This window comes from Paeniglutamicibacter quisquiliarum (assembly GCF_019084045.1).
In the GTDB taxonomy this organism is placed as follows: Bacteria; Actinomycetota; Actinomycetes; order Actinomycetales; family Micrococcaceae; genus Paeniglutamicibacter; species Paeniglutamicibacter quisquiliarum.
Map to the genome: position 1 here is coordinate 178,542 of NZ_JAHRED010000008.1, position 13,136 is coordinate 191,677.

At 66.6% G+C, this 13,136-nt stretch carries 12 protein-coding genes; 1 reads left to right on the plus strand and 11 read right to left on the minus strand.

Going from position 1 to position 13,136, the window contains the following annotated elements; all coding sequences use genetic code 11:
- Window positions 1-58 precede the first annotated feature (58 nt).
- The 10 genes from KRR55_RS15045 to KRR55_RS15090 all read right to left on the minus strand — a co-directional run bounded on the left by KRR55_RS15045 (window position 59) and on the right by KRR55_RS15090 (window position 7,929).
- Entirely contained in the window at window positions 59-688 is a 630-nt protein-coding gene (locus KRR55_RS15045) for a CoA transferase subunit B (RefSeq protein WP_217389929.1), read from the minus strand.
- 3 nt (window positions 689-691) lie between these two features.
- A complete protein-coding gene (locus tag KRR55_RS15050) occupies window positions 692-1,498 on the minus strand; it encodes a CoA transferase subunit A (RefSeq protein ID WP_217389930.1) in 807 nt (268 codons plus the stop codon).
- Between the two features lie 363 nt (window positions 1,499-1,861).
- Window positions 1,862-2,977, minus strand: coding sequence for a peptide chain release factor 2 (gene prfB / locus KRR55_RS15055; protein ID WP_217389931.1), 1,116 nt, complete (start codon window positions 2,975-2,977; stop codon window positions 1,862-1,864).
- 167 nt (window positions 2,978-3,144) lie between these two features.
- Window positions 3,145-3,642 carry a hypothetical protein gene (locus KRR55_RS15060; RefSeq protein ID WP_217389932.1) on the minus strand — a complete coding sequence of 166 codons (498 nt, stop codon included), beginning with the start codon at window positions 3,640-3,642 and terminating at the stop codon, window positions 3,145-3,147.
- On the minus strand, window positions 3,635-4,102 hold the full coding sequence (locus KRR55_RS15065) for a hypothetical protein (protein WP_217389933.1): 468 nt from the start codon (window positions 4,100-4,102) through the stop codon (window positions 3,635-3,637). Before KRR55_RS15065 ends, KRR55_RS15060 begins: the two co-directional genes overlap by 8 nt.
- Window positions 4,095-4,502 carry a TadE family protein gene (locus KRR55_RS15070; RefSeq protein WP_217389934.1) on the minus strand — a complete coding sequence of 136 codons (408 nt, stop codon included), beginning with the start codon at window positions 4,500-4,502 and terminating at the stop codon, window positions 4,095-4,097. Before KRR55_RS15070 ends, KRR55_RS15065 begins: the two co-directional genes overlap by 8 nt.
- A gap of 11 nt (window positions 4,503-4,513) precedes the next feature.
- Complete coding sequence (locus KRR55_RS15075) at window positions 4,514-4,708, minus strand: hypothetical protein (RefSeq protein ID WP_254456278.1); 195 nt, start codon at window positions 4,706-4,708, stop codon at window positions 4,514-4,516.
- A gap of 205 nt (window positions 4,709-4,913) precedes the next feature.
- Window positions 4,914-5,855, minus strand: coding sequence for a type II secretion system F family protein (locus KRR55_RS15080; protein ID WP_217389935.1), 942 nt, complete (start codon window positions 5,853-5,855; stop codon window positions 4,914-4,916).
- Window positions 5,852-6,703 carry a type II secretion system F family protein gene (locus KRR55_RS15085; RefSeq protein ID WP_217389936.1) on the minus strand — a complete coding sequence of 284 codons (852 nt, stop codon included), beginning with the start codon at window positions 6,701-6,703 and terminating at the stop codon, window positions 5,852-5,854. Before KRR55_RS15085 ends, KRR55_RS15080 begins: the two co-directional genes overlap by 4 nt.
- Window positions 6,700-7,929, minus strand: coding sequence for a CpaF family protein (locus KRR55_RS15090; RefSeq protein ID WP_217389937.1), 1,230 nt, complete (start codon window positions 7,927-7,929; stop codon window positions 6,700-6,702). Before KRR55_RS15090 ends, KRR55_RS15085 begins: the two co-directional genes overlap by 4 nt.
- Before the next feature lie 388 nt (window positions 7,930-8,317).
- Here KRR55_RS15090 and KRR55_RS15095 point away from each other — a divergent pair, with 388 nt between their 5' ends.
- On the plus strand, window positions 8,318-12,445 hold the full coding sequence (locus tag KRR55_RS15095; protein ID WP_217389938.1) for an FtsK/SpoIIIE domain-containing protein: 4,128 nt from the start codon (window positions 8,318-8,320) through the stop codon (window positions 12,443-12,445).
- Window positions 12,446-12,488: 43 nt separating this feature from the next.
- On the opposite strand, the gene KRR55_RS15100 is transcribed toward KRR55_RS15095, so the two are convergent.
- Window positions 12,489-12,932, minus strand: a complete 444-nt coding sequence (locus tag KRR55_RS15100; protein ID WP_217389939.1) for a hypothetical protein — start codon at window positions 12,930-12,932, stop codon at window positions 12,489-12,491.
- Window positions 12,933-13,136: the final 204 nt, after the last annotated feature.

Here is a 13,136-nt window from a genome sequence, read left to right on the forward strand (position 1 = left end):
CGAACTGTCGATTGGCCTCTGGTTTTTCGGTCCCGGCGATGGTCTTCGGAACTCTTGACTAGGACAGCAGCGGAGCGTCCGTAGCGTCGCGGACCTGTTCCGGCGTGACACCGGGGGCGCACTCAACCAGTCGTAGACCGGCATCTGTGACGTCTATTACTGCAAGATCCGTAATGATGCGCTGCACCACCCCGCGGCCGGTCAAGGGCAAGGTGCACTCGCGGACGATCTTTGCACTGCCGTCCTTGGCGACGTGCTCCATCAGGACGATGACACGCTTGGCTCCGTGGACAAGGTCCATGGCGCCGCCGGGGCCCTTGACCATTTTCCCGGGGATCATCCAATTGGCGAGGTCCCCGCCCTCGGAAACTTGCATTGCGCCGAGGATCGCAGCATCGATCTTGCCGCCGCGTATCATCGCAAAACTCGTGGCGGAATCGAAGTAGCTGGCGCCGGGAAGCACCGTCACGGTTTCCTTCCCCGCGTTGATCAAGTCTGGGTCGACATCCGTCTCGGCGGGATAAGGGCCGACACCAAGGATCCCGTTTTCCGATTGCAGCACCAGCGTACGGTCGGCCGGAACATAGTTTGGTACGAGCGTCGGCAGGCCGATGCCGAGATTTACATAGGCGCCATCGGGCAGTTCCAGTGCGGCCCGGGCCGCCATTTCATTGCGTGACCAAGGCATTGCCTAGCCTTCCTTAACGTGTGAGGTGTCGTTGGATCCAGCTGCGGCCGCCTGGACCGTCCGCTTTTCAATGGGCTTTTCGATGTCTGGCCCGACCTCCACCACACGGTGCACGAAGACCCCGGGCAGGTGGATGGCATCGGGGTCAAGCTCGCCGGGCTCCACCAGTTGCTCCACTTCGGCGATGCAGATCTTTCCCGCCATCGCGGCTACCGGGGAGAATTGCCGCGCGGCCTTGTTGAATACCAAATTTCCGTGGCGATCCCCGAATGCGGCGTGAACCAATGCGTAGTCGGCGACGATGGCTTCCTCCAGCACGAAGGTCCCCAGTTCTCCGCCGGGCGCGAAGTCACGCTGGTCCTTGGGTTGGGAGGCCTGCACGATCTCTCCGTTGGGGCCATATCGTTGTGGCAATCCGCCCTCGGCCACCTGGGTTCCGACGCCGGTGCGCGTGTAGAAGGCAGCAATGCCAGCCCCGCCCGCACGCAGCTTTTCGGCCAGCGTTCCCTGCGGGGTGAGTTCCAGTTCCAATTCGCCGCTGAGGTAGCGGCGCGCAAATTCCTTGTTTTCGCCGACGTAGGATGAAGTCATCTTCGATATCCGCCCAGCCCGCAGCAAGATGCCCAGCCCGTGTTCGTCGGTTCCGCAGTTGTTCGAAACCACCTTCAAATCGCCCACTCCGGTCTGCAGCAACGCCTGAATCAGTACGTTGGGGTTGCCCGAAAGCCCAAATCCCCCCACCGCGATGGACGCCGACTCGGGAATGTCCGCCACGGCCGCGCTGGCCGATTCGTAGGTCTTGTCTAGCATTCCTGCACTCCTGGGATTGCGGGTGGATGATGAGGCGAAACCACGGTCTGCCTGCACCAGGCATTTCGCATGGCGGTCTTTCGCCACCGGCCTGCGAGTACCTCGTAGCCACATCGTAGGACGTCCCGGCCAGAAATTCACCCATCGGGGCGCAACCGCTCCCCCAACGGGCCACGAAACCGCTTTCGCCCGCTGCCCACGGTACGAACGGCTAGCTGGATAATGCGCCGTCGTGTTCTGGAAATGCGGAAGGAGGTCCCGCGGGCACGTGGTGAAACGTGTCTGCGGAACCTCCCTGAGCTGCACTGCGCCCCTACGTCAACACTGGCGCTACGGGCCTGCCAGACCCAAGCTTGCGTGTGCCTAGGACTGTGGACGGCGCTGTGCAGCCCGCCACCGGATCCCGGCATCAATGAAATCGTCAAGTTCGCCGTCGAATACGGCGGAAGTGTTTCCGACCTCGTGTTCGGTGCGCAGGTCCTTGACCATTTGGTAGGGGTTAAGCACGTAGGAGCGCATTTGGTCGCCCCACGAGGCTTTAACGTCGCCTGCCATTTCCTTCTTTTGCGCATCCTGCTCGGCCTTCTTCACCAGGAGCAACCGTGACTGCAGCACGCGCAGTGCGGCAGCACGGTTCTGGATCTGCGACTTTTCGTTCTGCATCGACACCACGATGCCGGTGGGTATGTGGGTCATGCGCACGGCCGAGTCGGTGGTGTTCACGGATTGTCCACCCGGGCCCGAGGAACGATACACATCGACGCGGATCTCGTTTTCCGGGATCTCTATGGAGTCGTTCTGTTCAATCAGCGGAATGACCTCGACAGCCGCAAAGGACGTCTGGCGGCGGCCTTGGTTGTCGAAGGGCGAGATGCGCACCAGTCGGTGGGTACCGGCCTCGACCGACAACGTTCCGAACGCGTAAGGCGCGTTGATTTCGAATGTGGCGGATTTCAGGCCCGCTTCTTCGGCGTAGGACGTGTCCATGACCCGCGTCGGGTAGCCGTGCTTTTCGGCCCACCGCATATACATGCGCATAAGCATTTCGGCGAAGTCCGCGGCATCCACGCCGCCCGCCCCGGCCCGGATCGTGACGACTGCCTCACGTGAGTCGAATTCACCGGAAAGCAGGGTCACCACTTCCAGGTTGGCCAATGCCTTGCGCACCGACTTGAGCTCGGTTTCGGCCTCTTGCATGGCTTCGGCGTCACCCTCCATTTCGGCGAGCTCGACAAGCACCTCCAAGTCATCGATGCGAGTGCGGATGCTCGTGAGTCGCTCCAGCTCCGATTGGCGGTGAGAGAGCTTGGAAGTGACCACCTGCGCGGCGGCCGGATTGTCCCAAAGATCGGGAACACCGGCTTCCTCGGAGAGCATCGCAATGTCCGCACGGATGCGCGGCACATCGGAGACCTCTTCAATGGAGGCGTAGGTGGAGCGCAGTGATTTGATTTCGGCAGAAAAGTCAGTTGAAGCCATGGTAGTTTCCAGCCTACGACATTTACGGCGCCCGCTTTGCGTCGGCCCACGTTTCTGCCCGACGGATCCACGACCAACGGCTCCCCTGGAACACCCGACGCCAACCGGCGAGCGCGGATCAACGCGTCGGTCCCCGAATGCAGCTTGGGCCGGTTGCCCACCGGATTTCAGCGCGAGAGCAGCGTGCGGGCATAGGAATCGACATGGATGGACACCCCGCGCGGAACCACCCAGCCGATGATGGGCGGATGCACCACGGCGCCGAGGCGCACGTGCGCGGTCACCGCATCGGGTTCCACGCCAGCGCTGATGATGTGCAGGTTCGAAAACCCTGCACCGGCGTTGATGTCCGCGAGGTACTTTTCGGCGGCGTTCCGCACCTCGGAGGGCTGCAATCGGAGCGTGGCGACGCTCTCGCCTCCAGCCGTGAGCTCGAAGTTGTCGGCTGCCGCGGCGACGGCCCCGTCTGCCACCGACAGGAGCTTGTGTGCCTGCACGTTGACCGCCGTGGCAGCCAACACCACGCTGATGGCCAGCATCGCGATGGCGATCATCCCGATGATCAGGATCATTGTCTGCCCGGTTTCCTTGCCTGAAGAGGCAGGGGCGCCGGGCGAGGCACCGGTGGCCGCGGGGCGTGGCAGGTCTCCGCTGCTGCTAACCATATCGATCGACCCGCTGGGTTGCGTTCGAGCCCACGTTTCCGGTGCGCCAGCTCCATCCCTGAGGGAGCAGTGGAAGGACGGTCTCTATGGATACCCGGACCGTCACGGTGCTTCCCGCCGAGAGACAGGTCCCCTGGCAGCTGTAGCTAAAATTCGTGCGTCCGGGCCCGATCTGCATGTTGGCGGCCGCCCGTTGGACGGCGTCTGCGGCCCGGGCCCGGCCCTGTCCCTCGCTTTGTGCCGTCACGAATACCTTGGCGGCGTGGTCCGCCGCTCCGACCGCCGCGTAGCTCGCGGCCTGGACCTGCGCGGCACCCACGACCAGATAGACCAGTGGCACCAGGAGCAGGACCACCAGAAAGATGAATTCGATGATTGAAGACCCGGACTGTGGCCCATGTTGCTCGCGTCCGGCCTGGCGGTTGCCCGGCTTCACGTCGCCCCGCGGCAGACTAGCCATAGCGCACCGATTCCCCGTGCACCACGAACTCCCCGGCGAACGGAATCATGCCAATGAGCGGAATCCCCGCCCGAACTGTAATCCGAACACCGGGGGTTCCACCGACACTGATGGCTGTGGCCTGCACGTTGGAAGCGAAGCGGTCGCTCAGAGCCCCGCGGATGATGTCCTGGGTGCGTCCCACCCCGTCGCCGGGACCGCGGTCTGCCAACGTGCCGTATCGGGCACCTGCGGCCGCGGCGTCCATCAGGGTGTTCCTTACGTGAAGCGCGAGCGTGAGCTGCAGGATCGCCAGGAACACGGCAATGAGCAGCGCGGAGACCATCACGAATTCGGCAACAGCCGACCCTCGCTGGCCATCCCCCGCGCCGTCCCTCGGAGCCACGACGAACCCTGGCATGCCGGTAGTCTCTAGCCCAGGCCCGCAACCCGGTTGATCGCCTGGTTGAACAGCTCCTCCAGCCGGGGTCCGGCGATGGCCAGCAGAGCGGCAACCAGCAGCGCGCTCATCAAAGTGATCATTACCCACCCCGGCACGTCGCCGCGCTCGTTGCGCTTCACGCGTCCGGCCAATGCCGTGGCGCGGGCTCCTGCCCATACGCCCATGCCGAACATCAACAATCCAAACTGCCGTGCGATCCTCATGTTGCTTCTCCTTGCCGGTTTGTTCCCTCGCCGTTCGCCGACGCGAGAGCCTGCTGCTGCATGCCTGAAGTTTGTTCCGGTCCGTGCCTGGTCATGCCCGGCGGCCGGCGGACCCGGACTGACCCTATTCGGGTGCCACTGCGTATGTCGTGGTTTGCGCCTCCCGTTAGTAGTTCATGTCGATCAGCGAGAGCCCCGGGTACACCGCGAAAACGATGGTCAAAGGCAGGATGCCGAAAACTATGGGTACCATCATGCCAATTTCCTTTTTTCCCGCGGTTTCCATCAGCTCCCTCTTGGCTGCATCACGCACATCCTGGGCCTGGGCCCGCATGACCGCGGCGATAGGGGTCCCGCGTTCACTGGCCACGGTGATGGCGTCGACGAAGCGTGTCATCGCCGTGAGCTGGATCCGGTCGGACATGTCAGCAAGTGCCCCGGCCAGGGTCGAACCGGCGCGGACGTGGGCAAGCGTGAGCGCGAATTCCTCGCTCAGTGCGCCCCGGGAGGTGCGGGCCACCCGCTCGATCGACCCCACCGTGCTTTCCCCCGCGGCCACCGCCAGCGCCATGAGCTCGGCGATCGTGGGGAACTGATTCAGTATCCGCTTGCTGCGCCGGGTGGTCTGCTCCCCCAGATACCAGTCACGCAGCAGGTAGCCACCCACCGCGCAAAAGACCAGGACCACCAGCGCCAACATAGGGTTGAAGCGCCCGGCCACGATGTTCAGGCCGATCAGGGCGGCGCCGAGCAATGTCAGCCCGGCCGACCACAAGAGCTGCTGCGCCCGGAAATCCAGCACGCCGATCCGCAGTCCGGCCCGCGCAAGGCGCCGCGCCAGCGCCTCGTTGCTAGGATTCAGTCGCTGTGACATCCGGGCCACGTCGGCCAGGGCCGGGCCGACGATGCGACCGAGCGGCCCGAAGGGGGTTTGCGCCGCGAGCGGCTCGACGAGGATCCGGGAACCGTTCCTGCCTGCCCGCAGGTGCGGGGCCACGCGTTGGGCGAAGGTCACCGGGCGCATCGCCGGGATGCGGACGAGCACGAGCCATAGCCCGCTGCCCAGGCACAGCCCCAACACCAGGGACAGGATCGTGGTGGTGCTCATCGAAATACCCGTTCTTCCTCGGGCAGGCGTCCGATGCGCATCATTGCCCGATAGCAAATGAACGACACCACCAGTCCCCCGACGAGCACCAGCATCCCGGTGACCGTCGAGTAGGCGTAGACGGCCGCGGGCTGGCTGGCCAGGAGCAGCAGGATGACCCACGGGGCGGCGATGGCCAGCCGGGCCGCCGACACCGTCCAGGACTGCCGGGCCTCGAGTTCCCCGCGCGTGCGGGCCGAATCGCGCAGGAAGGAGCTGAGAGTGCCGAGCATTTCCCCCAGGTCGGTGCCCCCGACCTCGCGGGTGATGCGCAGCGCCTCGACGATCTTGTCGGCTACCGGGTCGGCCAGGCGCGCCGCGAGGCGCTCGAGGGAGTCGTTGAAGCGAGCGGTCGCCCGGTAGTCCAGCCCGAAGTCGGTAAAGGCCGGGCGCAGCGCTTCCGGCCCCTGCTGGCCCAGCTGGGTCAACGCCTCCGGCAGCGACATCCCTGCCCGGATCGCCGAGCGCAGGTGGTCGACGACGTCTGGCCACTGCTCGCGCAGGTTCGCCGCGCGCTTGGTGGCCTGGTGCGCCACGAGCACCCACGGAGCACCTGTCCCGAACCCGGCGAAGGTCAGCGCAATCAACGGCGCGCCTGTAAGGATTAGGACGATCAGCCCGACGATGACACCGGCGGTGATCGAGGCGGAAATGAATCCTCCCCGGGTGACCTTGTCCAGGCCCGCACGCAGCAACAGGATTTCGATCCGCCCGTTGGCGGCCCGGTTTCCCGCCCCCGCCACCGCGGTGAAGGAACGGTAGACCAGCAACAGACCGAAGCCGAGGGTCAGACCCAGGAAAATGCTCATGCCACCAGCCGCCCCAGCTCCGCGACGTCGATGCCGGCGTCGAGCAACTTTGGGTGCGCCAGGTCGGCGGCGGGCTGAAGTTCAAGCACTCCTTCGACGTGTTCAAACAGCGTCGTGGTCTCGATCGCACCGTTTTCCACGCGGCGCCCCAGCGCCATGATCTCCCCGACGAAGCGCCTACCCGCGGCATCGCGCCGGCAATGGACCACCAGGTCGATGCACGCGGCGACGGTTGGAACCACGAAGGCCGAGGAAATGTTTTCCCCGGCCAGCAGCGGCAGCGTGCAGATCTTCGTCAGCGCGTCGTGCGCCGAGTTGGCGTGGACCGTTGCCAGCCCGGGGATTCCGGCGTTCAGGGCGATCAGCATGTCCAGGGATTCGGCCTCCCGCACCTCTCCGATGATCAGGCGGTCCGGGCGCATGCGCAGTGCCTCCTTGACCAGCCGCCGCATGTTGATCTCGCCGTGCCCCTCCAGGTTCTGTTGCCGGGTCTGCAGGCCCACCACGTCGCGCAGGTTGATCTTGAGTTCGAAGATTTCCTCGATGGTGACCACGCGCTCGCGACTGCCGATCGAGGAGGCCAGGCAGTTGAGCATCGTCGTCTTCCCCGCCTGGGTGGCGCCTGAAACCAGCACGTTCAGCCCGGCGCCGACCGCGGTGTCCAGGTACAGCGCCGCCTGCCGGGACATCGAGCCGAGCTCCACCAAGTGGTCGAGCCGGGTGGCCCGCGCAATGAACTTGCGGATGTTCACGGCCCAGTGCCTGCGGGTGATGTCGGGGATGACCACGTGGAGTCGCGAGCCGTCGGGCAGCTGGCAGTCAACGAACGGCTGGGAAAGGTCAAGGCGCCGCCCGGACGACTTGAGCATGCGCTCGACAAGTGCCGGGATCTCGGCCTCGGGGAGCCTGATTGAGGTTAGTTCCGAGGTTCCTCCGCGGGCAGCAAAAACTTCGTTCGGGCCATTGATCCAGATTTCCTCGACGTCGGGGTCATCGATCAGCGGTTGAAGTGCGCCGAGTCCGGCTACTGCATCCATGACCCTGCGTCGGGCGATGCCCAATTCCCCCAGTGCCGGCAGAACCCCGAGCAGGGATCGTTCATCGTAGTCGCGGACGACCTCGTCAACCAGCCGCCGGACCTCGCCCACCTGCGTGGTCGGGTCAAGCCCGTGCCTGCGGATGAGTTCGCGTACCTCATCCTCGACTATCGCCAGTCCGTCAGCCATCGTGCTTCCCTACCGTGAACCGCGCCCGGTGGTCACCGGGTGAGGCGCCGTTCGCCAAGGCATGCGGGGAGGCGATGCTGGGGGTGGCCTTGCGGCGCGCCCCCGGATGGCTCGTGAGCGGCGATATCCAGTTAGTTGCTTGACGCAATACCGCGACCATACCCGCGCGCCGGGCATGCTTCAAGGTTCCTGCCAAATATGTGGATAAACGGCCAGGGCCCGCACCCGTTCCGTCCACAGCCGGGCACGGAACCGGCGCCGGTGCGCCGCCGGAAACCCTAGATTGGGAGCGGATCCGGGGTACGCCGGGGACCCCGGCAGCCGGTGATGGCCGGAGCGCTCCGGCACAGGCGCAACTACCAACGTCGGCAGTAATAAGGCGGTGCACGTGGCAGGGAAACTCTTCATCCGGCTGTCCTCCCCGGCCCTTGCCCAACCGGTGCTCCTGGAGCTGTCAGGCGCCGAGGAGATCGGAGGGGCACGGCTGGCCACTGCACTGGCCCACCATTGGCCGGGTATTGTCTGGCATCTGGCCGGGCGGGCTCTCGAGGACGTGGCCCGGCTGCCTGCCAAGGGCAGGCTATTGCTTTGCGATTCACCGGTGGATCCGGACCCGCACGACCGCCGGGTCGGCGGCGGCAACGATCCCGCCATGCTCGTGGTGATGCGCGGTCCGGATCCCGGCGGGATGCTGTCGCTGCGCCGCGGCGTCTACGCGCTGGGTCGCGGCGACGTCGATTTGTCCGTCGGTGATCTGGGGCTCTCTCGCCGACACGCCCTGCTGCGGGTGACCGACACCTCCATCGTGCTCAGTGACGAGGGATCGGCCAACGGGGTCTGGTTCGCCCAGACGCCGATCCTCGAACGGCGCCTGCTCATCGGGGATACCTTCAGCGCCGGGGAAAGCTGCTTTGCGGTGCTTCCGGCACGCGGGCTGGTTCCGGGCCCGGCACGGTGGCCATTGGATCCGGTCCCGATTGCCGAGGAGGAACCGGGAAGCCGGCTGGCGATGTTGCTGGTCGGGGCCCTTGCGCCGCTGGGCTTGGGCCTGGGACTGTTCCTGATGACGCGCAGCGTGTTCTTCCTGGCCTTCTCCGCGATTTCGCTTCTCACCGGCGGGTTGCCCGCCCTGCTGGTCCTTCGGGCCAAATCCCGTTTCCGGCGTGCCTGGGCCCGTGCCACGGCGGAAGATGCGAAACGGCGCGAGGACCTCGCCCCGCCCCTGGGCGCGGTGGCGGCCGGGCTGGCCGACGGTGTTGCAGTGAATGGGGAGGGATTCCCTGCGCTGGTCATCGGGCATGCCCGCCTTGCGGCATGGCTACGCACCGGTCCGGGCGCCGATCCGCCAGTCCCAAGGCCCGTGGGCCGAACCAACCACGAGGCCGCCGAACGTCGCATCGGCAGGCGGCGCAATGGGAAGCCATCAAGTGCCCGCGGCACCGGTTCCGACGGGCGGCCCACGGAGCCCGTGGACCTGGGGATCTTGCCCGACTCCCCGGTTCAGGTGCTCCTGCACGCCGGGGCCAACGTGTGGTTCCAGGGGCAGGAGTCCAGTTGGGGCCCGGTGCTGCGTGGCGTCCTGGTTCGATGGCTGCCGCTGCTGGGTGCGGGCTCGCTGCAGGTCGTGGTGCTGGGGCAGGCCGGATTCCTGCCGGCCGAATTCGCGATGCTTCCGGGAGTCGCGGTGCAGCCAGGTGACGCGCCGCTGGACTCCTTCACGCGCCCGACGGTCGTACTGTGCACCGAGCCGGGTGCGAGACGGCAGGCCCACCCGGCGCCGCAGGGATCCGCTGACGCAGGCTTGGCCGTGTGGTTCCACTGCGGCGGCCCGGCCCCGGCCGGCGATGGAACCGAGGTGCACATCGACTGCCAATCCCGCCGTCTGGTCCTGCAGCCTTCGGGCCGGGAGCAAAATCCATGGCTGCAGCCTGCACCACCTGCCCGCGACAATCCGCGGCGTGGCGCCACGCGCGCGGCGGGCAGGACTTCAACGCGGGGAGGCGCGTCGACGGAGTACCCGGTGCCGGCGGGCCGCCCCGGGCGGGGCGGATCCCCGGGAAACGGGGGCCGCGACCATGACCTTCCCGTGGCCCTGGAAGGGATCGGATTCGAGACCTTGGCGCGCGCTGTCCGGCGGCTGTTGCCGATGGAAACCGCAGCGGCGGATCCCGGCCGGGATCCGCTCCTCTCAGGCACGCCGCGCACAGTCCCCCGCACCGATGCCGTCATTGGCGACACAGCCGAGGGACGGCTGCGCCTGGATCTCGATGCGGACGGGCCGCACCTGCTGGTCGCCGGAACCACCGGCTCGGGAAAATCCGAGTTGCTCCGTTCCCTGGTGCTGGGATTGGCCGCGGGAACCGGACCGGATGCGCTGGCGTTCATGCTCGTCGACTTCAAGGGCGGTGCGACGCTGGCCCCGCTGTGCGGGCTGCCCCACGTCCAGAATTTCGTTTCCGACCTCGATGCCGCCGCCGGGGAACGGATCCTGGACCTGCTGGGGCACGAACTGCATCGGCGCGAGGCCTTCCTGTCGGACCATTCGGCCACCGACCACCGCGACTACCTGCGCTCACGCACCGCCACCGATCCGCCGCTGCCCAGGCTCGTGGTGCTGATCGATGAATTCCGCGTCTTTGCCACCGAGCTTCCCGAGGCGCTGGAGAAGGTGGTCCGCATCGCCACCGTTGGCCGTTCGCTGGGGATCCATCTGGTACTCAGCACGCAGCGGCCGGCCGGGACGATCAGCGCGCCGCTGCGTGCCAACATCGGATCGGTCATCGCGCTGCGCACCATCGGCGAATCGGAGTCCAACGACCTGATCGGCTCGGCCGCGGCGGCCCGGCTGGACGCGTCGACGCCGGGCATGGCGTATTTTCGGCGCGGCGGCGAAACCCCGGTGAAGTTCCGCGCCCGCGTCAACGCCCGCCCCAGCATCCCTGCCCGCCTGCGGGGATTCGGTGCAAGCCTGGGCGGTGTGCTGTTCGGCGAGGATTTGCCGGCCGATGGACATTCCGCGGCAGCCCCAGACGCTGCGTCAGGAGAAGACGCCGGGCAGGCCGGGATCGATGGGGAATTGGCCGCGCAGGTGGACTGCATCCGCGACCGGCAGCGCGACATCGAACCCGCCCCGAACCCGTTTTCCGCGGCGCTCCCGCAACGCCTTCCCGCCATCCCGCGTTCGGTGCTCCGGCAGGTGCCGGGGGAACAGGGCGTGGTCGGGATGCTGGATCGCCCGCACCTGCCGCAGGCCTGCCCCCTGGTCTTCGACCCCCAGGCCACGGCCCGGCTCATGGTCTGCGGGCTGCCGGGCTCCGGCATCGAGCAGGTGCCCGAGCTGCTGGTCCACGCCGTGAACCGCGGGGCATTCCGGATGCCGGCCCTGGTGCTGGACGGCAACGGGACCTTGGGAGCGCTGCGCGGCAATCCGGCGGTGTCCGGCTACTTCGGTCCCGGTGACCCATGGCGCATCACCGAGCTGATGCTACAGCTCGGGGACCCCGGGTGCGTCCAGCCGCTGCTCCTGGTGGTGTGCGGGCTCGGCGGGTGGGCCCAGGCGCTGGACGGCAACGCGTTTCTGGGCCTCGAGGCGTTGCTTGCAGGTTTTGCCCGCACGGCACCTGGGCTGGGACGCGCCTTGGTGGTGTGCGGGGACCGGGACCTGACAAGTTCGCGGGCGGCTTCGCTGTGCGAGACCCGATGGTTTTTTCCGCGCGGAGCCGGCCCGGAGGTGCTCATGGGGTGGCCACAGCTGCGCAAGGTCTCCTCCCACGTGGGCAGGGGCGTTCTGCTGGCACCCGACGGCCCCTCGCGCGGCACCGAATTCCAGTTGCTCGACGGTGCAGAGTCCATGCCGCTGCCTCCCGGGCCTGTGGCCGAGAACTGGTTGCGCTCGCTGCCGCTGCCCAAGGTCTTGTCTTCGGAGGACCTGGCAACCGGTGACTCAGTGCCGGTGGAGGGGCACCGTGGTGCCCCGGGGATGCCGCCAGCATTGGCAGTCGGGGTCTGTGGCCCGGACAACCGGACCTTCCTGTGGTCCCCCGGCCCCTGCGGGTTGGTCATTGGGCACGAAGGGGCAGGCAAGAGGACGCTCCTGGAGCACCTCGCCGCGCTGGAAGGTCCGGGGACGGGGCACACTGTGCTTCTGGGTCTGGACGACGAGTTGCCGACACAGGCCGAGGAATTCCTCGTACGGCACCCGCTGGCGGCGCGCGTGCTGGTGGACCGAGCCGACCTGCGCGCCGCCCAGGCCACACGGGCCGCCGAGGTACTACTGGGCGCCCGTCTCCAGGTGATCCTCAGCGCCGAACCGGCCGCCCGCCTGCTTTTTGAACTGGGACTCTCGGCTGTGCTGCGGGACCAGCGCTCGTTCCTGGTGCTCGACCCGCAATTCGGTGCGGATGCCGATCCCAGCGGGTTCAGGCTCCCTGCCTCCGCCACGAGCGTGCGCGGACGTGCCGTGGCCATGGATCGCGGAACGATCCGACAGATCCAGTGCGTGAACATCACACGCTAATCCAACCGTGTTGGGCCGTTCCGTCCCTGGATTGCGTCGCGGGTCAGCTCTCGGGCGGTGCGTCCGGTGCCGGGCGATCGCCCAGGAACGCGGTGGTGCGGGGGTCGAAGAGCAGCACGACGACGAGCGCCGCGGGAACCAGCCACAGCCACGCCATCAGCGCATCGCCACTTTGGAAGTAGGGAATGGCCAGGATGATCTGGAAGACCTGCCACATCAGGGCGGCCGCCCGCGTCCAGGCCCGTGCCCTGAAGAAGTGGTGCGCCACCAACAGTTGCCAGGCACCTGCGGCGGCGATCAACACGAGCATGAAGATGCGCGCCCCCATGCCCAAGGCGCCGGCCTGGCCCAGCGCCATGGCATAGGTCAGTGCGTAGAAGAGGACGGCGAGTCCTTCAAGGACCAGAAGCCCCGAAATGAGCAGCACCGAGATTGGTCGGCGTTGGACCGCGGGGCGGTCGGGCTTTGACGCTGGCTGGTTCATCACGACACAAATCTAGTACGGGCACCATCCCTGAGGCGAAAGCGGAGGCATGGTCCGGTGTGACAAATGACCATACAACGAGCCAAAAAATACCCTTGTCACGGCCGGGGAAACCTGTTAGCCGGAGTCAAAATTCGGGCGCTTGTGACCAAGCACTCAAGGATGCGGAGGTATTTGCAACACAGGACTCTTGTTTACGTGAACGTA

Excerpts from the sequence above, each read along its gene's own strand:
- KRR55_RS15045 (WP_217389929.1), bottom strand. The coding sequence starts at position 688 with ATGCCTTGGTCACGCAATGAAATGGCGGCCCGGGCCGCACTGGAACTG.
- KRR55_RS15050 (WP_217389930.1), bottom strand. The coding sequence starts at position 1,498 with ATGCTAGACAAGACCTACGAATCGGCCAGCGCGGCCGTGGCGGACATT.
- prfB (WP_217389931.1), bottom strand. The coding sequence starts at position 2,977 with ATGGCTTCAACTGACTTTTCTGCCGAAATCAAATCACTGCGCTCCACC.
- KRR55_RS15060 (WP_217389932.1), bottom strand. The coding sequence starts at position 3,642 with ATGGTTAGCAGCAGCGGAGACCTGCCACGCCCCGCGGCCACCGGTGCC.
- KRR55_RS15065 (WP_217389933.1), bottom strand. The coding sequence starts at position 4,102 with ATGGCTAGTCTGCCGCGGGGCGACGTGAAGCCGGGCAACCGCCAGGCC.
- KRR55_RS15070 (WP_217389934.1), bottom strand. The coding sequence starts at position 4,502 with ATGCCAGGGTTCGTCGTGGCTCCGAGGGACGGCGCGGGGGATGGCCAG.
- KRR55_RS15075 (WP_254456278.1), bottom strand. The coding sequence starts at position 4,708 with ATGGGCGTATGGGCAGGAGCCCGCGCCACGGCATTGGCCGGACGCGTG.
- KRR55_RS15080 (WP_217389935.1), bottom strand. The coding sequence starts at position 5,855 with ATGAGCACCACCACGATCCTGTCCCTGGTGTTGGGGCTGTGCCTGGGC.
- KRR55_RS15085 (WP_217389936.1), bottom strand. The coding sequence starts at position 6,703 with ATGAGCATTTTCCTGGGTCTGACCCTCGGCTTCGGTCTGTTGCTGGTC.
- KRR55_RS15090 (WP_217389937.1), bottom strand. The coding sequence starts at position 7,929 with ATGGCTGACGGACTGGCGATAGTCGAGGATGAGGTACGCGAACTCATC.